Consider the following 26,856-nt stretch of genomic DNA (forward strand, 5'->3'; position numbering starts at 1 on the left):
ATGAAATCAAAGAAAAAAGTAACCAGATTCTTGACTACTGATCCATTTGAACCGACAGACAATAGTGTTTACTTGGAATATCGTTCGGAAATGGAAGAAAAACTGAAAGATCCAAAGAACCTGACCTGTTCTTTTGTGATTGAACAGCTAAAAGGAATGTACAACTATTACCGCTGGGATGTTTTCTGTTGGCTTATCCAGAACTATCCTTTCCATGATGAGGAGGTACGTTCCCTGTTCAAGTTCTCATGGTTGTTCAGTGCTCCTGATGTGAGAGCTACAGAGTTGTTGAATTGCTATATAGACAACAGATTGCTGATGACTGAACTGGAGCAGAAGGAACTGGGTAATCTGCCATCAGAAGTCACTATTTACAAAGCAGTTCCCCTTAGAGACATGGAAGTGTCTGACAATGAAGAATGGGATCCCGGCTTTGATTGGAAGTGGTCTTTGGATTTGAGGAAAGCAGCGTTTATTGCCCATTCCCTGAAAGATGATTATATCGTCATATCAACGAAAGTGAAGAAATCAGAAATACGGGCATTGTTTCACGGGGTTGATGCCACTTATGAGCTGATTGCAGAGGGAAATTGTAAGGAGAGAGATGAGTATGGAATAGAAACATACTATCCAACAGAATATTTAGAATCCCATCCTTATCTTCACGAGCCTATCACGGAAGAGGGAATATATCAACGCTGTGGATTTTAGCCAGACCTTGAATAAAGTAAGTATAGGCGCCTGCTTACTTTTAAAATAATCAATGATTTATGGAAAGACTTGTCCTGACAGGAAACTCAGTGTTTTCTGCCATAGTCCTTCTTATGCCTGAAAATATCCCGGGCATAAGATGTAAGGGACTTAAAAACAGGAGGATATCAATAATAAATTTAAAAAAGACAAGAAATAATGAGTAGTAACAGTAAAATCTCCTGGACTGAAACCACCTGGAATCCTGTAAGTGGTTGTAGCCCAATCAGTGAAGGATGCAGGAATTGCTATGCAAGAGTAATGGCCGGACGTCTGAAAGCGATGGGGCAGACCAAATATCAGAACGGCTTTACTCCGGCCATACATCCTGAATGCTTGAACGAGCCATTCGGATGGAAAGGTAAAAAACTTGTGTTCGTGGCAAGCATGGGCGACCTCTTCCATAAAGACATCCCTTTTGACTTTATAGACAAAGTTATGGAAGTCGTCGGTCAGTGTCCCCGGCATACATTCCAAATCCTGACTAAACGGGCTGACAGGATGTACGGGTATTTTTCAATCCGCACCATTCCTGAAAATGTCTGGCTCGGTGTGACAGTGGAGAACAGGACGGTGAAAAGCCGTATTGATTACCTGAAAAAACTGGATGCTCCGGTACGGTTCCTAAGCTGTGAACCTCTGCTGGAAGATTTGGGTACACTGGATTTCTCAGGAATAGACTGGGTTATCGTTGGTGGTGAATCGGGAAACAGGGCAAGAAAAGTGGAAAAGGACTGGATTCTGAACATCAAATCCCAATGTGATGCAACTCCGGGTGTAGCCTTCTTTTTCAAGCAATGGGGTACTTGGGGGGCTGATGGTGTAAAACGCAGTGCCAAAGAGAACGGATGCCTGCTGGACGGCAAAGAATATCATGCTTATCCTATCCCAAGAAAGATAAATCCATAAGTGAGTAATTAACCAATGAAGCTGGGGCCTTTTCATGGGTTCAGCTTCATTTATAAAAAAATATAATGAAGAGACAGAAAGAAATACTGGAAGAGATCCTTTCCGTACTGTACAAAACGGACTTCAAGAAAGCTTATGCCTCGGACTTGTATGACAGATGTGAGAAAGAGAGCGATCCGGATGTGAAAAAGCTGTTGCAGGATAAGATTTATTCCATTCAGATTACCGATGAGATCAGGTCTGTCCTTATTTCCGAAAAGGTGAAGGAGACTGCTAAAAAGACAGGTTATGGTCTGGCGATCAATCAGGACAGAACCGCATACATATATAATAAGGTGTATTGGGAGGTTATACCCGAACTTGAATTGAAACACTTCTTTGGTGAGGCCCTGAAGAAAATGGGAGTGGACAAATACACCGCCATGAATGTCAGGATAGCGAATAAGCTCTATGAACAGGCCTGCTACTCTCTCTATAACCCGGTCGAACGGGAACAGGGTGTGATAAAGATCAATCTGGGCAACAAGAGCCTTATTCTCAGTGATGATGGAAGTGTGAAGGAGCAGGAGCATTCGGCTGATGATTATTTCTTCTATGTCCTTCCTTATGAGTATGATCCCAAAGCAACTTGTCCCATGTTCCATAAGTTCCTGGAGGAAGTATTGCCCCAACCGGATGTCAGACAAGTATTGAAGGAGTTTGTCGGCTGTTGTCTTAATTCTGATATAAAACTGGAAAAGGTCTTATGCTGTATCGGAACCGGAGCAAACGGAAAAAGTGTATTCTTCGAAACGATAATGGCTGTATTGGGAGAAGAGAATGTCAGTTCGTATAACATTAATTCCCTATGTGACGATAAAGGTTACTCCCGGATCATGATTAAGAACAAGCTTCTGAACTACAGCAGTGATTTCAACGGTAAGATATGGGGTAACGGTATCTTCAAACAACTGGCCAGCGGGGAACCTGTTGAAGCCAGAAGACTGTATCAGGAACCGGAAATGGTGAAAGGATATGCAAGGCTGGCCTTCAACTGCAACTCCATTCCGACAAGCTCAGACAGCTCCTATGGTTTCCGAAGGAGACTGCTGATGATTCCTTTTAATGTAAAGATAAGCAGGGACAAGGCTGACCCGGAGCTTGCCAAGAAACTTCGGTCTGAACTCCCCGGTATCCTGTTATGGGCTATTGAAGGTCTGCAACAGTTTATCAGAAATGGAAAGAAACTCAGTCATTCTCCCACTATCGAAGCTATGGATCAGGAATATAAGGAAGATACAGACAGCGTTGCCATGTTCCTGACTAACAAGAATTATATCCCTTGCACTGATAAATTCGTGAAACTGGGAGACCTCTATAATGAATACAAGGATTACTGCAAGGCTAACAGTCTTCGTTCCGAGTCAAAGGTAAATATGAAGAGTAAGCTGAAAGATGAAGGATATACAATCGAGGAGAAGGATAAAAAGGCTGCAAAGGTCGGTATAACGAAGTCCGTTCCTTCTGTTGTCCCTCCATCCACTCCTTTTGATTCTTAAAACCTTCTTTTCTTTCCCACCTCAAGAAGGAGAGAGCGGTAATGTCGGGGAAAAGCGGGGAAACAGGTCGGAAATGATGTTTTTTTATAACTTTTTCAATTTTATCTGTTCAAAAATTAATCAAAAAACAGGTTTTATAGTTTCCCCGCCCCGCTTCCGCTCCTTTTCCGCTCTTGAGGGAGGGAAGAGGAAAGATAAAATACTTACCAATTAATATTTAAAGTATGGAAGCAGATAAAAAAACTGAAGTAACAGTATTTAAACAAAAGCCTTACAGTGAGGAATATATTACCCCTCTGACCGGTATGAAAAGATTTAGAGTCATGGAATATCCTCCGAACCATGTTGATATTGATCTGGTATTGGATATTATCAGGCAGGAAAAGTTGAAAGCCGGGATTGATACGATGAGAGCTTTCCATGCCAGTGATCATCCAAAGTATTCTGAACTTAAAGAGAAACTGCCAATCTGTCTTTTTGCCGGAACATTCGGAAGATTCTGTAATGATGCCCTTATCACTCCTTCCGGTCTTGTCGTCATTGATTTCGACAGGATACCGGTTCAAGAGCTGTCTGATGTCCGGAATATGCTGATAAAAGATCCATATACCTATGCCGCATTCCTTTCTCCTTCCGGCAGGGGATATAAGGTTCTTGTCCGTGTTGCCGATAATATTGATAATACAAGTCATAATGAATATCTTGATGCTTTGAGGGATTATTATAACTCTCCGTTCTGGGATGAGAATTGCAAAGGGATATCAAGGGCGTGTTTTCTCAGCAGTGATCCCGACCTTTATCTGAATCGGAACAGCAAAGTATGGACGGTCAGAAACCCCGGTTCCCTGTCTCTTCCTCCTCCTTCTTCGGCTAACCCAATAGAACCGTTGGAATTCAAAAGCGGTTCCCCCGGTGAGATTGATAGGATCATAAATTTTCTGGAAGGTGGATTCTATAGATACCCAATGACTCCTGGAAGAAGACATGACTCGACCTTCAAAAGAGCCAGGGAACTTGCTGAGTGGGGATTATCAGAGAGCATTGCTTATGCGAATTTGAAAGAATATATAGCTCCTGATTTTCCTGAAGCAGAACTGGGACGTGAAGTCAGGAAGGCTTATGAGTGGGTGGACGGGAAAGGTAAAATCGGCAGTAAATATAGAAAACTTTAAAATCATGAACTACAGACGTTTATTACGGAATGTAATTAATTCTATTTCCCTAGAAAGTATTCCGGATACAAAGGACGGTATTGTTAAGGTTTGTAACGATATACAACAGACAGCAATAGGTATCAATCATCCGTTCCAGACTTTTGAGGACCAGTGTGTCTATTGTTACACCGGAACATATTGGGTAAGGATTGAGGATTTTGACCTGAAAGTCTTTCTTAAATATGCCTATGAAAAGATGTCCGGAAATAAAATCAAAGCTTCGCAAAGGGAAACCGTAGAAGGATTGTTCAAGCAGTTTCCATATACGGTCATGGGCCTGACAACGGGACAGGACAAGGAGAAGATAAATTTCCTCAACGGTACGCTTGAGCTTAAAACCGGGAATCTGATGCGGCATTCATATCAGGACTATTTCAGGTATGTTCTTCCTTATAATTATGATCCTGACGCCACGTGTCAGCTGTTTATGAAGTACCTGGACAGAGTGTTGCCGGACAAGGATACTCAGAAGGTGCTGGCTGAATATACAGGTTGGATTTTTACCTCCCTGAAACTGGAGAAGTGTCTTTTTCTCTATGGTTCAGGACGGAATGGCAAGTCCGTGTTCGTTGATATTGTCGAGTCTCTCCTGGGTAAAGAGAATATTTCCCATGAATCCTTATCGGATATGTGTGGCGGGAATGGAGACAGAAGCAGGGCTAACCTGTCAGGGAAACTGTTGAATACCTGTTCTGATGTTGCCCCCAACGCTTTTTCAGGAGATATATTCAAACGTATCGCAAGTGGAGAACCGATCAGTACCAGGTTGTTATATAAGGATGTGGCGACACTGACAGACTATGCCAAGATGATTTTCTGCCTGAATGAGCTTCCAAAGACCAATGACAAATCGAACGGATATTTCAGGAGGTTTCTTATTATACCTTTCAATATCCAGATTCCCAAGTCGGAAGTCGACCCGAAACTGGCAGAAAAAATAGCCTCCACTGAACTGCCCGGCATCATGAACTGGGTACTTGAAGGAAGGAGACGGTTAATAGCTCAATCCGGTTTTACAGAATCTTCCTTATGTCAGAAACAACTGGAAGAATATCGTTATGGTAGTGGAATACGGAAAAAGGTGAATCTGATCCTGCCTGATGGATTTAAGTAATAAGAAAGATTAAAGGGAGGCTGAACTTAATTGTCCGGTCTCCCTTATTTTTATTTCATTAGTTTTACAAGCTCCGAAATTATCGACCATTCTTCCAGCTTCTCCTCAAAAGTAAGACTACAGGTATTGGACGTTGAAGAAAGTGATATGATTTCTCCATCAAAATCTATTGTACTAAAAAAAAGATTGAAAAGGAAGGCTGTTGAAGGATGTTTTTTGCTTCCTCTCCCTTTGCCATTCAAGATAATCGTTTTTATACTCGGATATTCTTTCAGAAAGGATTGTATGTCATTAGGGGTAAGAGAATTAATATCATATCCATCATCTGTACTTCCTTTTCTTATTCCGCTCTGTACACAATCCCATAAGGCTATGTTCTGAGAAGTGATAAAATCATAATTAGACATACCGTTCTCTTCTCTAAAGATTGAATACATAATTTTCCAGAACGAATTATGTGCCGTATCACAATAATAGGCTTGTTCTTGTAGAGATCTATCTCCCGGCATCGTTCCTAAGACCAATACTTTAGGTGAATTTCCTGCCCATGCAGATAGTCCTGTTTTATACTTAACCTGAGGATTGTTTTCAGGAGTGTCATTCTTTTTTTTAACCTTTTCTATAGTAATGAAATGGGAGTTTACATTAATATAATTATAGATGTCATTGATGGCCTGGTTCTCTGCATCATTAAGTCTTTTATTCCAATATTGGGCATAGTCAGCTTTCAGTTCTTCCTTGCTTTTATCCTGGAAAACTGTATTATCTTTGAAGTTACAATCTTTCAGAAAAGTGAATACTTTATTAAGAGCGTTATATCTACATCTTGCAATGCCTTTACTCTGATATTGCAGTTCTATAGCCTTTTGTAATTCCTCCATTGTCATAATCTTGAATTTTATCTTTCTTACAAAGAAAGAAAAACTAATTCATTCGAGAAAAAGAAAGTCGCCATACTTTTTGCAGTATAACGACTTTAACAAAATATGCACTATCCGTTCAATTTATCCAGTCCACTACGTTTTCTCCCTTGTATCCCTTTTCCCAGACAAACCAGGCATAGGCGATTGCATTTTCTTTTGCTTGGAAAGTTGTAAAATCTCCACCTTTGGCTACAACAGCACGGGAAGAAAAAACATGGATTCTTCTTGGCGGGTTACTTTGAAAGAATGGTTTACGCCTTTTCCCCTCCAGGAATGTAAGTTTCAGGAACATGGCTATCCTGGTTCCTTCTTCGGATATTTCCAGGGCCTTCTTTATGAATTCCAACGCAATCTTGTAAGGCGGGTTGGTAATGATGTCTCCATAATGATTTTCAACAGCTTTCAGAAAATCAACGTCACCGGTACCATACCCCCGGTTTATCAGGTCAGTCGAATAGACAGTTTTACCTAGCTTTATCATCCTTTCAGATAAGTGTCCCATTCCACAGGCAGGTTCCCATATAGTATCTGAAAATGTTTCCACTTCAAACAACCTGTCTATGGCTTCGGGGAATGTCGCATAAAAGTCATGTTCCTCTCTGATTGTATCGGAATGATTGGATGCTCCGATGGTTGTATATATTGTTTTCATAGTTAATCGGTTATATTTATTATTATCTACGCTACCATCTTTCCACCCCATTGATCAGCCATTGCATCTGCTATTCCAGGGAAGGTCTTGCTCCTCAGTTTTCTTCTCTCCTCCGCTGATACACCCGAGAAAAATATATCAGTAAACCATTTGGGGGACTTATTTCCACTCTTTGCTATATAAACATCACCTTTGCTGACTATATTTGTAGGTGTCAGGAGGGGTAAGTTTTTCAACCACAAACAAGTTTTCTTACTCGCTTCATGACCGAACATCCAAGGCTCTATTATCTGATCCGGCTTTCTCCATCGGCTGCTCATAATGCCGACCGGATTTTCTATAGCTAATTTATCCACTCCAATCTTTGAAACATCCATGAAAAAACTGACTGCTTCTTCACGGTCTCTTGCTCTGTCAGGGAACTTCGGATGTGGTCTTCTCTGGTCTATTGGTAGGTTCTTGTCGTCCGGGTGATAATACCATCTAGCTCCTGAAACAGCTAAGAATGTACACGGTGGATGGGCTATAACCAAATCCCAGTTGGCATCAAGAAAATATTTGGTTCCATTTTCCAGAGTTCCACCACGGTTGGCTATCACATCGAACATATCCCCTTTGAAATGATACTCCGGATGTCCGCCGCTACACTCCTGAAGGTCACAACTGAAAGCGTTATGACCTAATCTTCTGAAAGCCAGACAAACAGCCTGACTTTCCTCACAAGCTATCAGAACATTCATAAGGCTAGAATATTATCTGCATTAAAATCCTGTCAGAATAGGGCCTGATTCTGAAATCTTCTATTTTCTGTTCCATCATCATGAATAGTAACAGTTTATAGAATCTTATGAAACAGGTTATATCGGTGTAAAAATTCTTACCAGCAAAATTCAATGGAAAAAGTAACGGATATCCACCAATAGATAAAGGTTGAAAAGCAGTAATGTCTAGTCCGGTGATTAGAGACATATCTGTATCAAAAATTATCGGTTCATTTGGATCCTGCATAAAGTCCCGGAAAAAGACCATTCTTACTTCTTTCTCACTGATACTTTTAATTTTGAAAATAGCCATCCCGGAAGTGGTTTCATCAAGACTATTTTGTACTTGCATTTCAATATCTTCAATGCTCATATCGGTGTTTAAGACTTCACCGTTTGCAATAAAATAATTTTTCATAGTTTAGTTTTTTGTGATTTAATGGTTAGTGTAATTCCCTGTTCTCTTTTTAGATAAGATATAAGTCCTGCATAAGCATCAATTCTTCTCCTTTCTCTCGGCATGATTGATAAGGCTTCTTGGAGAGTTAGTTCAATGCAGAGTCCAGTTTTAAAAGCAGCTCCATATTTGTTTCGGAGAGCTTCAACGTCTTTCTCATATTTGTCAGGGATTGGTTTGCTGTCTTTTTTTTCGGTAACACTTGGAGCAGCAGTTTCCAAGCGATTAGAAGTTGCAGATTTTAATTCAGCTCCTAATATTCGGTTTATAATATTTTCAAACATAGAATTTAATATCTTTATGTTTCAAATATTAGGATCTGAGCTGGTGAGAATGGCGAAAAAGCGATTTGGAGATAAGGAGAAAAAAGAAACGCACTAAGATTTATGTCCTAGTGCGTTTTGTTTATTAATTCGTTAACAAATTTCTTAAAATTTGAATTGCAAATTAAGGCAAGGGGAAGCAACTTATTATTTTGTAAATTTTCTACTAATTTATCTTCCATAATTTGTTCTACCAGCTCTACTATTTGCTTATCCATCCACTTGAAAGCTTCTACAACTGTTAATTCCAGGCCGCAATTATGTAATTTTTCATTATTAAATATAGAGATTGAATTACATGATTCGATAATATTATAGATACTCTTCAACGCTATATCTTGTTTCTGTTTTCCTTCAAATAAAAATGGCAGTGTTACAACCGCATCATATTTCAAGTGATTTTTCACTAAAGCATCCGTTATCTGTGGAATATATTCGTTACAAGTTCCACCTAAAGTGGAAAAGAGAATAATCTTTTGAGCATTCTTCTGGATATGGTTGATAATATTTTCAATAGAAATTTCTTCTTTTTTTATTAGCATTTTTCTATTTATCAGAAAATAATGCAGTTCAAATCCGAAGTTTTCAAATACAGCCGATTCTGTAATATCTGATGCCCCAGTTCCAATAGAAATAATTGTACCTTTCATGTTTTTTACCTCCTTGTTAATTATTTTTTTAGTTTAACATAATCCTATACAGTCTTTACACACATCTTTTCCACCACACTCTTGTTTAAATTGCTTCACAAAATTTATTATTTTACTATTTCCATCTTTTATTTCCCGAAATGCAAATTTTCCTGGAATTTGGATGCAATAATAATCTTGATAATTACCACATTCCGAGAAAGTTTTTATTTCACCATGCCATTTCTCCTCAAAATAAATGTCCGCATTCAACAAAAGCTTTGGATTATTATAATAATCCTCACGTCCACACATTAAAAATATATTTCGCCTTTTTCGTAAGGATTCTATTTCGTCTTTAGGAATGTTATAATATTCCTTACCGGCTAAAAGCAATGCATTATAACGAGCATTAAACCTTTCTGATAAGCATGAATGATCCTTTATTCTTTCTGCTGCAATTATTATATCCGGACTTTTATAACCATCAACAAGCTTTTTCCTCAAATTATTCAAGTAATCCACTCTATCACTATCTTGATTTTTATAATAATAAGCGTCATAGTACCGTGTCCTGCTATTTCTTCCTTTAAGTCCCAATCTTTCTTCCAGTTCATGAATTTCTTTGTTACGTTTTATCCTTCTTGCGATTTCCCACGGCATACAGGCATACATCCATTTTAAAATATAATAAATAGCAATAAACGGACTACATATCAACATTACGAGACCTAGCAAATACATGGAAATATCAAATCCGTCTATATCAAAGTCGTATTCTGTTAGAGATTCCTGCTTTGTCTTTTGAAGCGATAGGTTGTAAACTTTTACAGAACACCACTTTAAACATTCATAAGTAACTATAAGCGGACCAAACAATATTATTCCAACGCCTAATATACCTAACATGATATTATCCATCCAATTTGCTTTCATTTTTGATATTCTTTATCTATTCTCATTATTCCTATGTTTTATATAAAACTGATAATATAGAGGGAAAAGGAGCATCAGACTATCGCTTTCCTAACTACTAACCACGATGTTTACCTGATAGTTATCTCAGACCATTAAATATACCAATACTCATCAAATGTACTTGTTAGTTCAGCCCATCGAGTGATGATAAATTTAGCATATAGATGCGGAAACAGACCATAACATCCGAGAGCATATCCTTCGTTTACTTCAACCAATAGCGTTTTACCATCTGAAGTAACTCCGAAATCAATACCATACGCATTGGGTGCAGTTGTATATGACTTTATTGCATTTTCAATCACATTGGAATCATAATGTGCTTTCCAGTCACCTTTATAGGGTCTGACATCGAGTATTTTTTTATACCTGACAAACACTCTCCATTCTGCAATAAAATCAACCGGATTACTACATAATACTTCATAATTATCACTACAGCATCCACACCCCACTAAATCATGAATACTATTAACAATTCTTCCTGACAGTTTTTTCCCTTCAACTGATTTGACAAACACAGGCCATATAGTGGAAGTATTCGCTATTTCATTAATGGTTGATTTCCATATATTTCTTCCAAGATATCCACTTAATTCTTTAGGATAATTTATTGAAATACAATCAATACCAAAGTCTTTTAGCCTCCGTTTAATCATCCCAATACCACTGACTATGAGTTCTTCTTTACTATGATTATGCTCTATAAGCTCTTCATATTTTTGAAAGAAGATACATTCATAACCCATTGCCCGCAAACCATCAAATGCCACGAATGCGTTTGAATTGCAGGGATGCCCGGTAAAATCACATTGTATAAATGCTCTCATTGTTTTAAAAGCTAGTAAAAAATACCACCATTCCCTTTTGTTTTTTTGTGTGGCTCATACTTCTCTATTCTTCACAACTCTTCGGATTACCTGCAAGCCTGGTTAACAAGTGACATTATGATTGCCTGTTTTTATCTTCTTCCAGCCAAATTTTTTCATAGTAAGTTCTATCAAAAAGTAAATAACCATCCTTTGGCATCGTATGAAAACTGCCACATTCTGGACATTTTTGCGGATCTACGAAGAGCTTACAGATAGGCCCTCCTTTCTCCAATCAATTTTTCAAATATATGTCCACAATTATCACATATAAAAGTATATGCTTTTTCAGTATACATAATATTTTCCTTTCTTAATTTTAGTTTATTCCTTACTGAATCATAAGTTTACCTATTCTATAATTTAATATAGACATTCGTGTTGGCTTACTATTCTAATATGCGGACTTTTTCTGTTAATGCCACACGTCAGCATAATCAACTAATATTTTTAAGATTCATTTTTCCCCTTTTCCATATCTTTCCAAATCTTTTTGTAAAACGATGTAAACAGTATATGATAAATAGGCAAAGTTCTAATACTCCCACATCGTTTACAAGGTTGGGGACTAGAAAAAGTGGTAGCACAGTATTCTAAATCGGAAGCTACGAAAATTTTACCACATTTAGTACACCTGAAAATAGTTTTTCCTCTGAGCATAATAATCTGTGTATAATAAAGAAATTGTATCAAAATTTCATCAATAGACAACCAACGTTTTGTACAATTTCCCCGATTACATATAAAAAATAACTATTTTACTTTATCTCATAAAATACAAAGTAGTTTTTGCTCTTCTATTGTTAGACTAGACATTTTTCTCATGAAAGCAATTTGAATGCAACAAGGAATCGTTACTCGATAAGCAGGTCCAGCCAAATCTGCTGCTGTCCAAATAACAGTAATAAGCCATCCTATCGGCCCTGCAAAAACAGCCATATATCTCGTAAGTCCAGCATTCATTGCTAATGACAATCCACGTCCTAACAAGGCCCGACAAACCCCATTCGCTACAATTACGGCTATTTTATATGGGGCAAAGCCACCCATGCGTATTGCGACCTGTAATGCTGCAACCATTGCCTCTTTTGAATAACTTGCTGTTTTTATATTTGCTGATTTAATTAGCTCTTCCATGTCTTCTATAGACATTCCTTCAATAGCTTTTTCTGCAACTGTACGCAACAAGGAATCTTCTATCAGTTCTATCGCAGCGTTCTTGTTGAAATTAACTTTCATGTGTTTGCACACATCTATCAATATTTCACGATAAGGAATTCCATGCCCACGTACAGCGTTCAAAATCGTATTTCCTCCAAACTTCTGTAATTCGTGAGCTATATCGCTCCACATCATAGCCAATTTATCAGGATAGCAGTCTTGATATACCTGTGATTTAGTAAGCTCTTCACACCAACGATACTTGCCGTCTTTGTCTGTTGTCAAATAATCTGTAAGTACTCTCAAATCATCATTGCGGCATGATGAAAGGAATTTCAAGTCTTCATCTACAATTTTCATAAGTACAAATTTTAAAATTATGCCACAAAGAAAAACAGCCGATAAGACAGAAGTTGTCCTATCGGCTAAGAAATATTAGGTTTGTTTTTTTTATAAATCATTTTGGCAATACGCCCAATCTCCATCCTTACACATAAAGGGGATAAGACTTCAAAATTTTCTCCTAACGCCAACAAATTACTGTAAAGTTCGTCTGTCAAAGCTATTTCATAACAGAAAACACCTTCACCCATATTCTTTTGTGAAGAATGAAACGGGAATTTTATAATCCTATCAATAAGTGAAGGAGAATATCGCACAATAATCTGTTCGGCTTGACTATATCCATTTTCTATTTGCCCATAAAAATAGTTTGGATTTTCACTATAATATTTATCAATCAACTTCAAATCATCGACTGTATCCAAACTTATAAATGTAGCATCCTCTTCTTTTTCAATATGGGCAATTAAATACCAACGATTATCCCATACTTTCAAAAAACACGGAGTTATCATATATGATGCAGTCTTTTTATGAAGCATAATTTTCTGCTTCCGATCTAGAGCTTCCAATATAATAGACAAGTATTTAGCTCCATCCGGAGGTTCTGGCAAAAGAATTTTATCTTTGTGCTTCGTGGATAGCAAAGACAAACTATGAACATGATATGCAGACAACAAATAAGAATACAATTTATTCTTTCTTATGCTTTCCACATCACATATCTCATAACAAAGTTGCGTTTTATTATAGTCTATGTCTATTTTAAATATTTCGGCAATTTCATTTTTATATCTGCCAAATGATTTGGGTGTAATTTCTTTATCAAAATATTCGGAAGAAATCCATCGATCATTCAGTTCCTTTAAAGATCTTCCACCATTCATTAATTGGCTAATGATAAACAGACATTTTTCTATTTTTTGCTTCATAAGATATTAATATTATATCTTTTTAAAATCAAAATAGCCTCCACTCAATATACTCTCATGTCCTTTAATATCAAACCCTTGTAGTTCTAAAATTTTTGTCACTCGGTTTTTACTATCAATTGAATCAAACGGCAAATGTCCAAAAGGCAAGTTTACAATGAAAGTTTGTCCTTTTTCAATCTTCATCCCACCATTTAATGGAATGTTTACTTTGGGAGTTAAAATAAATGCCGACATATCAGTTTTCTTTATATGAAATTTGTGATAACAATTATTACATATATATTCAAATGATACCAAATCATTCATTTGATTATATGTTTTAAACTCTCAATAGCTTTTTCAGGTTCCTTGATTAACCAATCCATAGTCAATAAAGCAGCCGGATAATTCATCTGTCGCTCTGCTTGTAATTGAGAAATAGAATAACCAAGGGTTACAAAATCTTCTCTACAAGATTCATCGCTGAGCCAACGTAAGAGATAGTCACTAAGAGGCTTACTCAATTGCGACAAATCTTCCGCGGCTAATTGGGAAGTATAGGTATTGTATCCTCTTTTCAACAAGACATTATATATATAATCTTTTTCCATCATACCATCTGTTTTTGTTCAAACTTGTCCAATACATCCATTGCAAAATTACGTGCATCTATTTCTATGGATTGCTGTTCATAAAGACGCAAACCAAGAAATGTACTTGTATCACCATGATACCCCCATTTTCCACCTTCCATTGTTTCAGCCCAACTTGCGACTTCACTATGACGAGGATGTATTTCGCAAACATTCACATTATAATCCTGATAAGCATGTCTTCCTTCATGAACCAATGTATCTAATACTTCCCTGAACATATTACGGTCATAACCGGAACTTTCAATATAAGATGCATTAATATTAATAGTTTTGGAATCGGGACTATATCCTCCAAATTGGTGCGACGGCATATCCAATGCTCTAATAGGACATGCCTGCCTATGTTCTATTTCTGCAATTTCCTGTTCTAAATCATTTAATACCTCAACTTTTTCCGACAATTCTAGACTTTGCCAATTTTCGTATCTCAATTCCTTGCATTCAGAAAACACATCGGAGATTCGTTCTATTTGGATATAATCTTGTGGTGCTTCCAACTGTTTATAGGCTTCCATTATTCCTGAAGAATATATTTCGGAGAAAAGGACTTCTCTATTAATGTTTTGAGGAGTATTAATCTCATTGAAACGTTCCAATATCAAACCTAATTGTTGGGATTGACCTTCTTTAGTCATACCTTCCCAAACATCTGAAGGAATATTTAACTCCTTCAGATATTCAGCTTGCAGTTTACCCAATTCAAATGCATTCTCCATTCCAGCTAAATCAGGAACTTCTTTTATATCATTACATTCTTCTATCATATTCAATCATTTGACTTTCGCTATTTTAATCCAATGCTTATCAGGAGATAATGCTGTTGAAATAATACATTGCCCTACTAAAAGCTTTGGAATAATCTTACGTTGTTCCTCATTTATTCCCATAGATTCTCCCACAGCCTTGCAATCATCTTCCGCAACAAGACGATGGGTTATTTTTATATTAGTATTTTTTATTGCATCAGGAATCAGACGAGTTGGAATCTGATCTACAAGAAACATACCCTCACCATAAGCACGTATTTCTGAAAGCATATTACTAAACATCATTGCCGATTTATATTGGGGAAGCTCCGGATTATCACATTTCATCATAACCCGATGTGCTTCTTCAATCACCGTCAGATGTTTGCAACCGTTATCATTAAAGTCAATCAGCCCTAATTCAGCTTTAGCTGTACAATATTCATAAAGGAATTGCAAAATCAATGCCATGAAGAATGATTTATCCGTATCATCTCCCACATAAGAAAGATTGATAACACATGGTTTTTCAAACACTTCATTCCAAGAAGTGGAGTGCATAGTATTTAGCATCTCACCTTTCCAACCACGTTTCAAGCTGTCAATACGTGTATTAAGACAAGCTTTCATATTACGCTCCACACGCTCCTCATACTGTCTGTTACCAATAACCTCATCAACAGCAAGACTCATACTGTTCAATGTTGGAGGAAGTGTCTTACCGAATACAGTCTTTTTCAACAACCAATCCGTTGTGTTGTTTTGATATATTGTATAAATAAGGTCTTCCATCAGCACAGGCAAAATGTCATACATTGGAAATGCTGCTGCAAATGTTGATTTCAGACGATCTATATGGGTTAGTACGTTAGGTTCCTGCTCTTTATCCAACCAAACTATTTCAAAAGGATTAAGTTTCAGAGGAGTTATCTTTATATCCTGCCTATTCGTCTTGTCTTTGTAAGATTTACATCCGGGAATAAATATGGATATGGGACTATCAGGGTGCTGTTTGTTATACTCAATAGCCCAATCTACGTATTCTGTTTTTGCAGGCTCAATAACTAGAAATGGAATATTTCCAGAAAGCTTGTTTAAAATGGCTTGTACCGTGTTTGTTTTGCCAATCCCATTAATCCCGGACAGCAGAGTATGTTTAGCCAATAAACTTACAGGAAGTTTATAAAGAATTTCTGTTTCAGAGCCACCATATAGGAACTTTCCGAAGTCAATTGTACTTTCCCCTGCTATTGTTTCAAATTGGTTCAAGCTAAATTCCGGTGAACTGTCAATCACACTTATTCCGGGAACAGAACGAAGGGGAAAATTGATAAGATAAGATAATTCTTTCGTGGTAAGAACTGTTCTTAACTCTTTATAGTGTTCTCCCAACGGATGATCAAAACGTTTTCCATTCCGGGTATTTATCATCAGAGTCGGTGCACTCAAATGTCCCAAACTCATTTCTCGCAAAGTTTTATTGTCAATACCATCTTCTTCATCCAGTATATTAGATATGTCATGAATACGGATTGGCTCAAAAATAGATTCCTGCCCGCTTAATATGGAACGCAACTGTAAAGCCGCTCCTTGTATATCCGATTTCTTTTCTGCCATCAGATAAGTCCCAACTTTCCATAACCCGATAGCCTTTCCCGTCTCCAATCGTTTGGAATGATAGAACAAATGTTCTGACACAGCCTCAATATGTTTATTTACTATATTTCGGCTTAGGCTTTGGGATTGGCTTTCGTTAGTACCATAAGTATCAGTAGTTCCTTTAGTAGTAGATTCAGATGTGCCTATTGTTTTAGATGGTGCTGTTCCGGTTAAGATATTACCTATTCCTGCTAAACCAACAGTGGCACCCAACATGTTTGCTGCTGTAGGTAATAAAGCTCCTGTCGCATCAGACAATCCTTCCAACAAAGAGCCTGCTGCCGGAAATACGGATGCAGCCAATCCTAATCCTGTTGCTTTTAAGGCTAATCTTCCAAGTTTTGAAAAATCCCGTTTCTGAGTACTCTCACTTGTTCCTTGTGTATAGCTATCAGAAGTCGAATGGGAATTAGATGTACCCCTGGATAAACTCTCAGTTACATTCATTGATTTTAAGGATTCTGCCTGTCCATTCATTTCTCTACACTGATAAAGCATAGCATCCGCATCATTCGGTTCAATAGGGTCTGCTACTACCAAATAGGCATAATGCTTGCTTTTGCTCATACCAGCCATGAGCTTATCTATCGTAGCAGGATATAGGTTTTTATATTGCCCTTCCATAGACGGAATTCCGGTCAAAGCATAGATATTCTCAAAAACTTCATCAGAGACATCTTTCTTAAACCTCACCAGATTTTCATCTGCTTCCGAAACTACCAAGGTTTGCAATCCCGGCCATGTACCTTTTATAAATTCATTTAAATATTTGACTATACTCTTGGAATGTATATTCTCTCCCATAGCACGTAGTCCCAAATACAATTGGGTTTCTACCCCGTTGCCTACAATTAGAAATAACAATTGGGTTTCTTTTGGCAAGAAACATGAATACAGAATCTTTTGTATAGCGGTAAAACAACTCTCAGCAGATTTCTCCAGCGGTTTTCCTATTTGTCTGATTTCAATCCATGTAGCCTCCTCCCTTAAAGTACAGGGAATTGCTTCCAATGAAAAGATGTCATTCAAACTTTTATCCCCAATCTTTTCCAAATATTTGCGTTCTGTACAAAAAGACAGCGATTGGGACAATGCTGTGGCTGCTAATACTTTAGCCGCAGGTTCTAATGTTTGTAACTGATTTTCCATATTTTTAATCAATTAAGATCCGTGCCTTTTTCAAGCTCTCTTTATAACTCTGCAACAATTGATAAGTAGTCTGATTGATAGATTGCTTTATGACTTTATTTCGTGAAATAGATTTATAAATTGACTGACGAATGTCCTCTTGAATTTCTTCCCATTTTTCACTGATTGAATCAAACACTTTGGCTCTGCCATCTTTATCCAGTTCCTTTTGCATAGCCTCTTGTTTTTTTTCTTCTTCTGATTTACCAAAGAACATCTGCCCCAGAAAAGCGGCTCCACCGACAATCCACGCCAAAGGTCCGCCTAATAATAAAGCTATTGCTCCACCAACAGCAGCTCCGGTGATGGCTCCTGCCCAATTTCCACTTTCTGAAGCAATTTTCTCTGATATAGAATGTAATATGCTATCTAAATTAATATTCCCAGTATTCAATGTGTTTATATTCAAACTTGGTTTTGGTATATTAATACCTTGATTGGAATAATGAGATATGATATTTTCTACTTTCTGTTGAATTTCCTGTGTATTCTCCGATATGGCTTCTTGCATATAAGAAGATATATTGGGAATTATTTCTTTTATACCCTCTTGGACATTATTTGCGATTGCATTTTGTAAATCAACAAGGGAGTAATCTTCATCTGCATCTCTAAATGCAGTTACAGTTCCACCGACCTCATCTGTTATGCGATCCCATAAAGCATAGCCGAATTTTTCAACAAAAGTATCGTAAATCGTATCAGCATTTTGCAGCCTATTTATAGTTTCTTCCAACCCCTCATCCATACCTTCTGTTCGCAAATCCATGCGGGCTACTTCTGCCACTCCTTGGGAAATAGTCAAAGAAGGATCTTGATCTCTATATATTTGGGATTCAGGAATATTCCAACAGCGACTTACCAAAGGCTTAATAAAGTCCATACGGGAAGCTCCACCTGTAAGAAATACGCCGTATATTTGGGCGTTATTAGTATGATTTACAATAAAATCACGGGCAGCATCTTCAAGTTTTTTTAGATAACCGACCCGTTCCAATAAAGCGTTCAATTCTCCAGGTTGAAATATCATTTTAAAACGGTCATCTTCAAAATCTTCATCATCTATAAAGTCTTCAAAGTTGATAGTCTTTTTTACTTTTAAGGAGGGATCAAAATAAATTTGCTCTTTTATTTTTCTTGCCTCAAAAAGGAGGAATAGCACTAATCGAGGATATTTATCTTCAAAACGGTGAATAACAGAATCACTATCTTCGCATTGCTTAAAAATTGTTTTTTCAATAAATGAAGCTCCGCAATCATAGCCGTGATCTATCAACTTATTACCAGAATTCATATAGGTAAAATCCAATGTGCTTGAACCCATATCAAATACTATTGCTCCTTTTTCCACATATTTCCCTATTCCGGATGTTACATCGTGCTGGGCACGAACGAAAGCTGCTCTGGATTCCTTTGTTAATCCCGCAATAGGAAGTCCCGCTTGTTTTGCCATTTGCAGATATAAATTCTGCGTAACTTTATCCCAACCGGAAGGCGTTGCAATATAAACCAAATGGTTGTTATCAGTCAACATTGCTGAGTTATTTTCACGAATACGGCGATATACTTCTTGCATATAGCGTATCATCAATTTTTCTGCTTTTCCGTTGATATCTTTGGGAGCCTTTTTAAAACATACATTGACATCTGCCTGTTTCAATATTTCTGGATTAAATGCGGAATCTCCAATATAAGCAGTTCCATTATCCAAAACTGTGATTGCAGAAGGAATTACTTTTTTATTTCCACCCATCTCAAGATCTTTGGCTGGATCTAATTGCTCAACGGGCGTATCCCATTGCAAAGGACAAATAGCCGCAGAGGTTTCACCATGTCCTAAATCTATACCGATTATATATTCATACTTTCGATTTTTCATATTTATCATTTGCTTATCATCAAAGTGCTCAGATTCTGAATAAGAATAGTTGTACTCATTTTCAGCCTGAGCGTTAGATTGTAAATAACTTATAGCATCATCAGGTAAATTTTGTTCTATATAACTTGCAACCTGACTTATAGTCATTGAAGAGTCGAATTTAATTCGAGACAGACCTGCATTAGAATGGAAAAAGGAATAAATGTCTTGTTGCAGTTTGTACTGATTCAATCCTGCAAATCCTACACTACAACCTTCATTCAAACGTGAACGTGATGAACATTCTGATATAATCTGTAGAATACATTCTCTTAAACTCATACTTATATCTCCTAATTGTTTTTTTAATTTGGCATAAAAACTCTTCCTTTTAATACCGCATGGTTATCTTTTACAATTGCAGGAAATACTTGTGTCAATACCGTTACATTGGAGTCTTCAATAATATCAAACCAAGATTCATGCTCTTCTGTATAGTTTTCAACGGTTAAATTGTAATTTTCCAACAATTCACCCATATCTTCTATACGCTCTTGAATTTTTCGTATGAACTTTTCATCCTCACTATGAGCACGTTTATATCCTATTAATGATTGTATGCCTTCCAATAGAAAGCGATACTCTCTTTCTATAGTTGGTTTTTCTTGGCTTTCATACTTATGTACTACCTTATTGATTTGCACCCTAAATGTGTCAATTAAAGAATCCACACTTTCACAAATACTCTTTATTATAGAAAGAAATAAATCGACATCCAATTGGGATTGTACTATTTTAGGTTTTTCAATGGTAGCAGGAATCATCTTAGAAGTAGATTTGGATTCAGTAGAAGCATAATACAAGACAATTGCCGTGCCTGCAATAGCTCCAAATACAGCTCCCCATGTACCTAATAACGCACCACCTATTCCACTACCTATGGCAGTACCAGCCAAAGTTATAGGATATTGCTCTTTTTTCAAACCTTTTTGAGTTGATGATTGTAACTTGGCTACCGGTTCTTGAAGAACAACATTTGGAGTAATTTCTTTAGTAATAGATTGCTGTGCGTTCAGTAGTGAGAGTGCTGCCTGGAGGATATAATCTTCCGATTGTGTAAGTCCCTGACGAAACTCACCTTCATTATCAAACATTTCATTCAAATAATTGTTAAGGATGTCTTGAATATGAGATGCATCTGATGGAAGCCTCAATCCTTGTAATTTTTCTTTTAATACAGCCTGATTACTATCAAAAACAGCCGTGAGTGATTGTAAAGCCATAACAAAAATATTATGCGCCTATAAGTCCTCGGAATTCAGCATTAGATTTAACTATACAAAAAAGGCGTGAGGACTTGTCTGCTATTCATCGCAACTAGGCATCGCCAAACGCCATACAGAAATGAATATGAAGAAACAATACTCCCACGCCGTATGATATGTTTATTGATACAACATTGGCTATATCAGGAACATATACAAACAGAAATGAGCGTAATATTGTCTTTCATCCTTCTGTTTTTTGAAATTGGCGATTTCAGTTGCAGGACAAAAGCAAAAACGCTTTCTATGTTAAGTCTGACCATTTCTCCGATCAGACAATGCAAATATACGTTTTTCGTTCAATATTACGCTCTTATTTTGAGTATTATTTCTTCAATAATAAGGCAAACAACACTTTCAGAGACGGTAAAATTAAGAAAATATCATTGAATGGTTAACTTTTAGCATAATAGAATTGATACTTTTACTCTTATACTATGCTTCTCTCTATTTTATATTCTTGTATCGGTTAATCGGAGATAGAAGCCTATATGAAGTATGAGTATAGTACATAACCGAAGGATAAATGTTATAAAAAAATATCTATAATCACTATTCTTTAAGCATTTTGCACTCATTTGCAGACTTTTTTATAACACTTCCATCTTTCTAAAGAAAGTTATGTATCACATTCCACTACGTTCCATACCTTTGTCTCCGACTAACCCTTATACCTAACAAAACAAAAAAAGAGAAACCAAGTATTACCTCAGTTTCTCTTTATTACTTTTATTCTGCTACAGTCAATTCATATATCTACAAAATTATTGCCGTACCAGTTCGGCATATTCTGCCTCTTCTCCATTTTGATAACAGTAAACGTCTAAATTCCCGGTAGTCATCCATTGACAGTCATTGAGCCTAAATCCATATTTTTCTTCGATTGTCGAGAGAAAAGATTCGAAATCATCATATCTCTCCGATTCTCCCAGTTCTTCATCCGTAAGCTTTATGATATTCAAAATTCCGGTACAGAAATCTAAAATTAAAACATACTGCGGTTCCATAATTCAAATTCATTTTAAGTTATACCTTTTGATCAGTTTATATACAGTTGATTTGGAGAAACTGCATCCTTGGGAAGTAACAAATCCCTCCCTGTTCAGAATATCCGCTATCTCCTTCAATGTATGGTTCTCCTTGATTAATGTACGGAGCATTGCAACAGCTCTCGTATTATTAGGGTTATTGTCCGCTTTCTGCTTACAAGTCCTGATGCTGTTTTGAATGGCCTGCTCATGTTTATCCATCAAATGTTCAGGATTACCCAGACTGAACCCTCTTACTTTTTTGGCCTGTAGTGCTGACCGGGTTCTTGTCGCTATCAATTCCGCTTCGTATTGTGAAATCGCGGACAGGATATGCAGCACCATCTTGTTCGCTTGTGGAAAATCGCAGAATACTATTTCCACATCGCTTTCCAGAAGGCTTGATAAGAAGGAAACGTTTCTTGCCAGCCGGTCCAGTTTGGCGACTATCAGTATGGCTTCTGTTTTCCTGCAAAATTTCAACGCCTCAGTAAGTTTTGGCCTGTCTTTCTTTCGACCCGATTCTATTTCAACATATTCAGCAATCGGAATTTTGTTATGGAGATGTTTCTGTATTATCTCCCTCTGCGCATCAAGTCCTAATCCTGAATATCCCTGTTTTTGTGTACTTACTCTAAGATAAGCCACATATTGATTGTCATTCCTCATTGTTATTCATTTTTTAACAATAGTTCCACAGGTTAGATGAACGTCTAATCTATGGAACTTGATTCATAAAAAAGGCTTCCTATGAGATTTCGAGTTCTTATAAATTCTACTCTCCCACAGAAAGCCTGTCATCACATATCCCGATTTCCCGGAGAAGTACTAATACCTTATTATCTTATATGTATCAGAAACCCTCTTTTCATAAATACAGTGTCTCCTCCTCATCCTCGCTCCAGAACATCCGGTAATCCTCACATATCCTTTCATAATCCTCCGGTTTCAGACAGGGGAAATTAGTGGAATACATGTCATAAAGGTCTTCAGGAGTAAGGCCGGGGTTATTGGCAAGTATATCATAAATCTCATCCTCGAACTCATAAGAATTATCATAAGAGTCCGTTGGGACATGAGGATAGACGTCCGTACAATCCTCTATGATATGTCCGACGAACAGCAGGCATTTCAGCAGGTCTTTCTTCACCGTGATCTCCTCATCAGTATGGGCATTATAATAACCACACGAAACGTTAATACAGGAAACCCCAAGCCCGTTCTCCTTCAAGGCCAGGAGATCGGTCATCAACCCGCTTTCTTCCTTATAATTCCATTTCTCAGGTTCTATCGCTTCGATGAACCCTCCGGAACACAACTCCGAATAGCCTATAGCCGTAATCAGATCAGAGTTCCCTTTCCGGTCAGGCTGGACGATGAATCTTACATCATCAAAGAAGGACATTACCGCTTCCGAACTGCCCCGACATCCGGTTTCCTCCTCCCTGAAAAAGGCCACTTTGATGGAATCATACTTTTTCAGGCATTCCAGGCAGATGAAAACCCCGTTCTTGTCGTCGGCGCCCAGATTCTCAAACCTTCTGTTCCCCGGCGAATAACCGAATATAATATCTCTGGTTTCCACTGCCTTGAAATCCCCTGAATGGTTGCAGTGTGATACCTGGTCGATATGGCTCACCAGACAAGGATACGTCTCTGATTTTCCCTTTACCACATACAGGTTCCCGAACCTGTCCTTTGAGACCGATATGTTTCCGGGAAGCTGTCTGATATAGGAACAGAGGAATCTTATCATCCTCTGCTCCTTTCCGCTCGGGCTGTAGATACTATACAGCCTCTTCAACAATTGCATGTTCATGGCCCGTCTCTTTTTCAAGTTCATAACCGTATGGAAGATTGGTGGCCGGATTTACCCTGTCGAATACCTCCTCACCGAATTCCCATGCCTCCTTATTTTCCAATAACCTGCATAACGTATACACATTGATGCTTTTATCCTCATAGAAACCTTCCGATTCATTCCAGATATGGATTCGGGTTATATCGGTGTAATCCTCGTACCATTCACCGTCATACTCCGAGTAAATCCAATTTTTCCGTTTGAATTCCCCTTCGGCTTTCTCCATGCACTCCCTGCAACAATAGTATTCCTCTGTCATCTCCGAGTATTCCGCATCGTCCGTCAATATATCCGTCTGGCATTCATCACAGCAGACACAATCGTCCTCATGGTAATATTCCCCTCTGGATTCTACCCATACGAAATCATCCATGTTATTCACATCCACCCGGATTTCCCTTCCATTCCGGTAGCAGGACCTTGTTTCGTAACAGTAGTACTGGTGGTAATCGTCCCATTCGTCATCATCCGTATCACCGTAAAGGTTCAGGTCCGTAGTATCGAGATTATGCGAACAACAGGGGTTATGATAGTTGTAGGCCTTGTTCATGCTGTAGCTGTACCATTTGAAGGAATCCTGATAGGAAAGTGTATCCCACTCTTCCAGACAGCACTCTGTCTCAAACCTCCTGTCCGCTAACGGATTGCCATGAATATCCACGAACGCGTTGGATTCCTGACAGGAGGCTCCTACAATCTTATAGCCGTCTATATAATCCCCCTTGATAAGTTTGTCCACAAGCAGACGTTTCAGCACGTCATTGCCGTCCGAGGAGTATTGCCTTTCAAGCAGCCTCCATTTCCTGCCGTCCTGGTCCGTGACCTCGGTAAACAGAACCGCCCGTGCCACAACCAGCCCGTCCCTGTCGGTTATATAGGCCGCCTTGGCTTTTACCGAATCCTCATAGAACGAGGTCCTGCCCTTATCCGTCATACATGAGCCGAAATCCCCCCTGCAACAACTGCTGTCATAGATTCTCCGGAACGCATCATCGACATGCAGTTCCATATCGGGGACATGACCATAGGTATAAGTGCACCAGTTTTGGGTGAATACATCTCCTGAAATCCAGTTTACAACACATGGAGAGAGCAGTTTCCCTATCTCCGTTTCAAGGATGAGCTCCCTCATGAACTTTCCTGCCCTCATCTTGAAAATCCGGTTGCGTTCAATGTTGATATAGCGGATTGAATTCCTGTCCAGATCCTCGCATACGCCCCTGGCTTCATCAGTCCGATACCTGGAGGACCAATAGGCCGTGCCTATCAGCTCCACCTTATAAGGCAGTCCTTCATCCTTCTTCCCTGATTCGATGACGGCATCCGTCACCTTTTTCTGTAGGCCTGCCATATTATATATATGCAGCAGGGTATAGTCGTCGTGTTCCCTGCAATATCTGAGCAGCGCGGGGCTTTTCAGATGTCCCAGCAGTATCCTGTTCTTCCTTACCGCTGTACCGTTCTCCCTCTTTTCAAGGCCGAAATATGCCTTGAAACCTTCGTAACCACAAAAATCATAGTATAACATAATCTTCTGTATTTTAAATTAAATAAAAAAGGAGGGATACTTCCTTTCAGTCGGAAATATCCCTCCTCGGAATATCAGTCGGTATGTTTCAACCGTTTCAGATGAATGGTATCGTCTCGTCCTCCAGAACTCCCGATTCCACTATCTTTTGACATATCTCATGCGAAGCCTTGTTCCTCAGGTCATATCTGTAATCCTCACTTCCCATAATTTCAATCACTTCAACCATGCTTCTGAACAAGGTCTGTTGTAAGGTCCTGTGGAATGTAGTCACCGCCAAAGCGAATCTCTTTTCATTCCACCCATCGTCGTTCAGGGCATGTTCCAGTTCTTTGGCAGCCTTGAACTCTTTACTGTTTTCATTCAAATATTCTCCGTTCATGTTCTTACAGGTTTTAAATAGGTTCAACAAAAAAAGGGAGAAAGACCATGTTTGTCATATTCAGATCTTTCTCCCTTGTGAGTTGGTTTGTTTTCCGGTCTAACTCAGAAACCAGCCATAATTCTCTGTATCATCACCGTTCAAGGCCCTCTGGATACCGGCTGCAAAATCAGTGCAGTTCCGGTTTCTCTCCAGGAACTTGTCAATATAGGATTGCTTGGCTGCATCATTAAGAAGCTGCATCAAATCCCAGCAGGAAATCTTGTCTCTGCCACGTAGTCCGAAATTAGGATTCTCTATGTAGCCTTTCGTTGCCGCATTGATATTCGAATCGCCCAGGATAACTTTTGGCAGTTCTTTAAGCCCGGACGTCGGCAAGACCTGGTACAGTCTCAAACGTCCTATTATCTGACAGAACTGTTCCTGTGAAATCATTGTTCTTCCTAAGCCTTCAAGTAACCTGAGATTCTGCTCCGGATTGAAATCTTGAAACAGGCTGAGTGCCGAACTGTAGATATCCGCATCACTCATTACCTCCAGCCTTCCGGTCAGTCCGTCATTTGTCAACATAAGGTTGCTGCATACACGCACACGCCAACCGATGAATATCTTGAATTTCTCGGGTGATTTTCGGGCGTATAAGTTTTCTTCATTCAGACTTCTAACGCCGCCGATGCAAAGATGTACCTCCTCACCATTCATTTTTCTGCTCATGGTTCTGATATGAAAGCAAAAAGCCATTCGCTGATAATAGACAGTCTCGTCCTCCGGTTTAAGCTCTTCTTTTTTCTTGGTTAATGCACCCGGTACACGTCCTAAGATTTTATGTGACACTCTGATTTCCGTGTTCCCGAAGTTCTCGCCTGCAAAATATACTCTTGCGGCATCCTCTACCTGGTGAATAAATGCCTGGTGACTAATTGTTAGCTGGTTGTCACTGAAACTTGGTACGATACAGTTCCTTTCAAGTTCTTCAAGTGTGATACCCGAAGTGTTTGATTCGATGAAATTAGGATGTTCTTCTTCCGATACGATTACGGCATCTTCAACATTGATTGCATCCGTCATTCCTGTTACCATTCCGATTGTCC

28 protein-coding genes are annotated in these 26,856 nt (G+C 38.4%); 6 read left to right on the forward strand and 22 right to left on the reverse strand.

The features are described 5' to 3' along the window. The 6 genes from C233_RS22920 to C233_RS0119105 form a co-directional block, all read left to right on the forward strand. Positions 1 to 711: hypothetical protein (locus C233_RS22920; protein WP_018665966.1), on the forward strand; the 711-nt coding region annotated here is incomplete at its 5' end. 59 nt (positions 712 to 770) lie between these two features. Further along, positions 771 to 917, forward strand: coding sequence for a hypothetical protein (locus tag C233_RS24295; protein WP_154656048.1), 147 nt, complete (start codon positions 771 to 773; stop codon positions 915 to 917). Beyond that, entirely contained in the window at positions 910 to 1,659 is a 750-nt protein-coding gene (locus tag C233_RS0119090) for a phage Gp37/Gp68 family protein (RefSeq protein WP_026314705.1), read from the forward strand. Before C233_RS24295 ends, C233_RS0119090 begins: the two co-directional genes overlap by 8 nt. A gap of 65 nt (positions 1,660 to 1,724) precedes the next feature. Beyond that, positions 1,725 to 3,197: a DNA primase family protein gene (locus tag C233_RS0119095; protein ID WP_018665968.1), complete on the forward strand. Its 1,473-nt coding sequence runs from the start codon at positions 1,725 to 1,727 to the stop codon at positions 3,195 to 3,197. 224 nt (positions 3,198 to 3,421) lie between these two features. Then, positions 3,422 to 4,369, forward strand: coding sequence for a BT4734/BF3469 family protein (locus C233_RS0119100; protein WP_018665969.1), 948 nt, complete (start codon positions 3,422 to 3,424; stop codon positions 4,367 to 4,369). Positions 4,370 to 4,373: 4 nt separating this feature from the next. Next, the gene (locus C233_RS0119105) at positions 4,374 to 5,525 is read left to right on the forward strand and encodes a DNA primase family protein (protein WP_244149084.1); all 1,152 of its coding nucleotides are present in this window, start codon (positions 4,374 to 4,376) and stop codon (positions 5,523 to 5,525) included. 50 nt (positions 5,526 to 5,575) lie between these two features. Here C233_RS0119105 and C233_RS0119110 read toward each other — a convergent pair whose 3' ends face one another. The 22 genes from C233_RS0119110 to C233_RS0119215 form a co-directional block, all read right to left on the reverse strand. Next, on the reverse strand, positions 5,576 to 6,412 hold the full coding sequence (locus C233_RS0119110; protein WP_018669130.1) for a DNA-deoxyinosine glycosylase: 837 nt from the start codon (positions 6,410 to 6,412) through the stop codon (positions 5,576 to 5,578). A gap of 112 nt (positions 6,413 to 6,524) precedes the next feature. Further along, positions 6,525 to 7,100 (reverse strand): TRM11 family methyltransferase, encoded by a 576-nt coding sequence (locus tag C233_RS0119115; protein WP_025069212.1) that lies wholly within the window; start codon positions 7,098 to 7,100, stop codon positions 6,525 to 6,527. 26 nt (positions 7,101 to 7,126) lie between these two features. Further along, entirely contained in the window at positions 7,127 to 7,840 is a 714-nt protein-coding gene (locus C233_RS0119120; protein ID WP_018669132.1) for a hypothetical protein, read from the reverse strand. A gap of 4 nt (positions 7,841 to 7,844) precedes the next feature. Continuing rightward, the gene (locus C233_RS0119125) at positions 7,845 to 8,279 is read right to left on the reverse strand and encodes a hypothetical protein (RefSeq protein ID WP_018669133.1); all 435 of its coding nucleotides are present in this window, start codon (positions 8,277 to 8,279) and stop codon (positions 7,845 to 7,847) included. Beyond that, positions 8,276 to 8,602, reverse strand: a complete 327-nt coding sequence (locus tag C233_RS0119130; RefSeq protein ID WP_018669134.1) for a hypothetical protein — start codon at positions 8,600 to 8,602, stop codon at positions 8,276 to 8,278. The genes C233_RS0119125 and C233_RS0119130 overlap by 4 nt, the downstream gene beginning before the upstream one ends. A gap of 107 nt (positions 8,603 to 8,709) precedes the next feature. After that, positions 8,710 to 9,291, reverse strand: a complete 582-nt coding sequence (locus tag C233_RS0119135) for an FtsZ/tubulin family protein (protein WP_018669135.1) — start codon at positions 9,289 to 9,291, stop codon at positions 8,710 to 8,712. Positions 9,292 to 9,324: 33 nt separating this feature from the next. Continuing rightward, positions 9,325 to 10,206 (reverse strand): hypothetical protein, encoded by an 882-nt coding sequence (locus C233_RS0119140; protein ID WP_018669136.1) that lies wholly within the window; start codon positions 10,204 to 10,206, stop codon positions 9,325 to 9,327. A 134-nt stretch (positions 10,207 to 10,340) separates the two neighbouring features. Next, positions 10,341 to 11,078, reverse strand: coding sequence for an ATP-grasp domain-containing protein (locus tag C233_RS0119145; RefSeq protein WP_018669137.1), 738 nt, complete (start codon positions 11,076 to 11,078; stop codon positions 10,341 to 10,343). A gap of 807 nt (positions 11,079 to 11,885) precedes the next feature. Further along, positions 11,886 to 12,638, reverse strand: coding sequence for a YaaW family protein (locus tag C233_RS0119150; RefSeq protein ID WP_018669138.1), 753 nt, complete (start codon positions 12,636 to 12,638; stop codon positions 11,886 to 11,888). Positions 12,639 to 12,703: 65 nt separating this feature from the next. Next, on the reverse strand, positions 12,704 to 13,552 hold the full coding sequence (locus C233_RS0119155) for a WYL domain-containing protein (RefSeq protein ID WP_018669139.1): 849 nt from the start codon (positions 13,550 to 13,552) through the stop codon (positions 12,704 to 12,706). A gap of 12 nt (positions 13,553 to 13,564) precedes the next feature. Then, positions 13,565 to 13,861, reverse strand: a complete 297-nt coding sequence (locus tag C233_RS0119160) for a hypothetical protein (RefSeq protein WP_018669140.1) — start codon at positions 13,859 to 13,861, stop codon at positions 13,565 to 13,567. Continuing rightward, positions 13,858 to 14,145: a hypothetical protein gene (locus C233_RS0119165; RefSeq protein WP_167321142.1), complete on the reverse strand. Its 288-nt coding sequence runs from the start codon at positions 14,143 to 14,145 to the stop codon at positions 13,858 to 13,860. Before C233_RS0119165 ends, C233_RS0119160 begins: the two co-directional genes overlap by 4 nt. After that, entirely contained in the window at positions 14,145 to 14,954 is an 810-nt protein-coding gene (locus C233_RS0119170) for a hypothetical protein (RefSeq protein WP_018669142.1), read from the reverse strand. Before C233_RS0119170 ends, C233_RS0119165 begins: the two co-directional genes overlap by 1 nt. A gap of 6 nt (positions 14,955 to 14,960) precedes the next feature. After that, complete coding sequence (locus C233_RS0119175; RefSeq protein ID WP_034778606.1) at positions 14,961 to 17,744, reverse strand: ATP-binding protein; 2,784 nt, start codon at positions 17,742 to 17,744, stop codon at positions 14,961 to 14,963. Positions 17,745 to 17,748: 4 nt separating this feature from the next. Continuing rightward, positions 17,749 to 19,983 carry an Hsp70 family protein gene (locus tag C233_RS0119180; RefSeq protein ID WP_244149085.1) on the reverse strand — a complete coding sequence of 745 codons (2,235 nt, stop codon included), beginning with the start codon at positions 19,981 to 19,983 and terminating at the stop codon, positions 17,749 to 17,751. A gap of 23 nt (positions 19,984 to 20,006) precedes the next feature. Continuing rightward, on the reverse strand, positions 20,007 to 20,924 hold the full coding sequence (locus C233_RS22925) for a glycine zipper family protein (protein WP_018669145.1): 918 nt from the start codon (positions 20,922 to 20,924) through the stop codon (positions 20,007 to 20,009). Between the two features lie 806 nt (positions 20,925 to 21,730). After that, positions 21,731 to 21,973 carry a hypothetical protein gene (locus C233_RS0119190; RefSeq protein WP_018669146.1) on the reverse strand — a complete coding sequence of 81 codons (243 nt, stop codon included), beginning with the start codon at positions 21,971 to 21,973 and terminating at the stop codon, positions 21,731 to 21,733. A 9-nt stretch (positions 21,974 to 21,982) separates the two neighbouring features. Next, positions 21,983 to 22,663 carry a recombinase family protein gene (locus C233_RS0119195; protein WP_018669147.1) on the reverse strand — a complete coding sequence of 227 codons (681 nt, stop codon included), beginning with the start codon at positions 22,661 to 22,663 and terminating at the stop codon, positions 21,983 to 21,985. 199 nt (positions 22,664 to 22,862) lie between these two features. Continuing rightward, the gene (locus C233_RS0119200; RefSeq protein WP_018669148.1) at positions 22,863 to 23,813 is read right to left on the reverse strand and encodes a zinc-binding metallopeptidase family protein; all 951 of its coding nucleotides are present in this window, start codon (positions 23,811 to 23,813) and stop codon (positions 22,863 to 22,865) included. After that, entirely contained in the window at positions 23,782 to 25,383 is a 1,602-nt protein-coding gene (locus C233_RS0119205) for a hypothetical protein (protein ID WP_018669149.1), read from the reverse strand. The genes C233_RS0119200 and C233_RS0119205 overlap by 32 nt, the downstream gene beginning before the upstream one ends. A gap of 97 nt (positions 25,384 to 25,480) precedes the next feature. Then, on the reverse strand, positions 25,481 to 25,765 hold the full coding sequence (locus C233_RS0119210; protein ID WP_018669150.1) for a hypothetical protein: 285 nt from the start codon (positions 25,763 to 25,765) through the stop codon (positions 25,481 to 25,483). Positions 25,766 to 25,864: 99 nt separating this feature from the next. Beyond that, positions 25,865 to 26,856 (reverse strand): DUF3871 family protein (locus C233_RS0119215; RefSeq protein WP_018669151.1); only part of this gene is annotated, 992 nt, incomplete at its 5' end.

This window comes from Bacteroides gallinarum DSM 18171 = JCM 13658 (assembly GCF_000374365.1).
Lineage (GTDB): Bacteria > Bacteroidota > Bacteroidia > Bacteroidales > Bacteroidaceae > Bacteroides > Bacteroides gallinarum.

Coding starts and splice junctions, on each gene's coding strand:
- C233_RS0119140 (WP_018669136.1), bottom strand. CDS start 10,206: ATGAAAGCAAATTGGATGGATAATATCATGTTAGGTATATTAGGCGTT.
- C233_RS0119175 (WP_034778606.1), bottom strand. CDS start 17,744: ATGGAAAATCAGTTACAAACATTAGAACCTGCGGCTAAAGTATTAGCA.
- C233_RS0119165 (WP_167321142.1), bottom strand. CDS start 14,145: ATGGAAAAAGATTATATATATAATGTCTTGTTGAAAAGAGGATACAAT.
- C233_RS0119200 (WP_018669148.1), bottom strand. CDS start 23,813: ATGAACATGCAATTGTTGAAGAGGCTGTATAGTATCTACAGCCCGAGC.
- C233_RS0119115 (WP_025069212.1), bottom strand. CDS start 7,100: ATGAAAACAATATATACAACCATCGGAGCATCCAATCATTCCGATACA.
- C233_RS0119105 (WP_244149084.1), top strand. CDS start 4,374: ATGAACTACAGACGTTTATTACGGAATGTAATTAATTCTATTTCCCTA.
- C233_RS0119160 (WP_018669140.1), bottom strand. CDS start 13,861: ATGAATGATTTGGTATCATTTGAATATATATGTAATAATTGTTATCAC.
- C233_RS24295 (WP_154656048.1), top strand. CDS start 771: ATGGAAAGACTTGTCCTGACAGGAAACTCAGTGTTTTCTGCCATAGTC.
- C233_RS0119205 (WP_018669149.1), bottom strand. CDS start 25,383: ATGTTATACTATGATTTTTGTGGTTACGAAGGTTTCAAGGCATATTTC.
- C233_RS0119210 (WP_018669150.1), bottom strand. CDS start 25,765: ATGAACGGAGAATATTTGAATGAAAACAGTAAAGAGTTCAAGGCTGCC.
- C233_RS0119090 (WP_026314705.1), top strand. CDS start 910: ATGAGTAGTAACAGTAAAATCTCCTGGACTGAAACCACCTGGAATCCT.
- C233_RS0119170 (WP_018669142.1), bottom strand. CDS start 14,954: ATGATAGAAGAATGTAATGATATAAAAGAAGTTCCTGATTTAGCTGGA.
- C233_RS0119110 (WP_018669130.1), bottom strand. CDS start 6,412: ATGACAATGGAGGAATTACAAAAGGCTATAGAACTGCAATATCAGAGT.
- C233_RS0119155 (WP_018669139.1), bottom strand. CDS start 13,552: ATGAAGCAAAAAATAGAAAAATGTCTGTTTATCATTAGCCAATTAATG.
- C233_RS0119125 (WP_018669133.1), bottom strand. CDS start 8,279: ATGAAAAATTATTTTATTGCAAACGGTGAAGTCTTAAACACCGATATG.
- C233_RS0119130 (WP_018669134.1), bottom strand. CDS start 8,602: ATGTTTGAAAATATTATAAACCGAATATTAGGAGCTGAATTAAAATCT.
- C233_RS0119135 (WP_018669135.1), bottom strand. CDS start 9,291: ATGAAAGGTACAATTATTTCTATTGGAACTGGGGCATCAGATATTACA.
- C233_RS0119145 (WP_018669137.1), bottom strand. CDS start 11,078: ATGAGAGCATTTATACAATGTGATTTTACCGGGCATCCCTGCAATTCA.
- C233_RS0119195 (WP_018669147.1), bottom strand. CDS start 22,663: ATGAGGAATGACAATCAATATGTGGCTTATCTTAGAGTAAGTACACAA.
- C233_RS0119150 (WP_018669138.1), bottom strand. CDS start 12,638: ATGAAAATTGTAGATGAAGACTTGAAATTCCTTTCATCATGCCGCAAT.
- C233_RS0119180 (WP_244149085.1), bottom strand. CDS start 19,983: ATGAGTTTAAGAGAATGTATTCTACAGATTATATCAGAATGTTCATCA.
- C233_RS0119190 (WP_018669146.1), bottom strand. CDS start 21,973: ATGGAACCGCAGTATGTTTTAATTTTAGATTTCTGTACCGGAATTTTG.
- C233_RS0119100 (WP_018665969.1), top strand. CDS start 3,422: ATGGAAGCAGATAAAAAAACTGAAGTAACAGTATTTAAACAAAAGCCT.
- C233_RS0119095 (WP_018665968.1), top strand. CDS start 1,725: ATGAAGAGACAGAAAGAAATACTGGAAGAGATCCTTTCCGTACTGTAC.
- C233_RS22925 (WP_018669145.1), bottom strand. CDS start 20,924: ATGGCTTTACAATCACTCACGGCTGTTTTTGATAGTAATCAGGCTGTA.
- C233_RS0119120 (WP_018669132.1), bottom strand. CDS start 7,840: ATGAATGTTCTGATAGCTTGTGAGGAAAGTCAGGCTGTTTGTCTGGCT.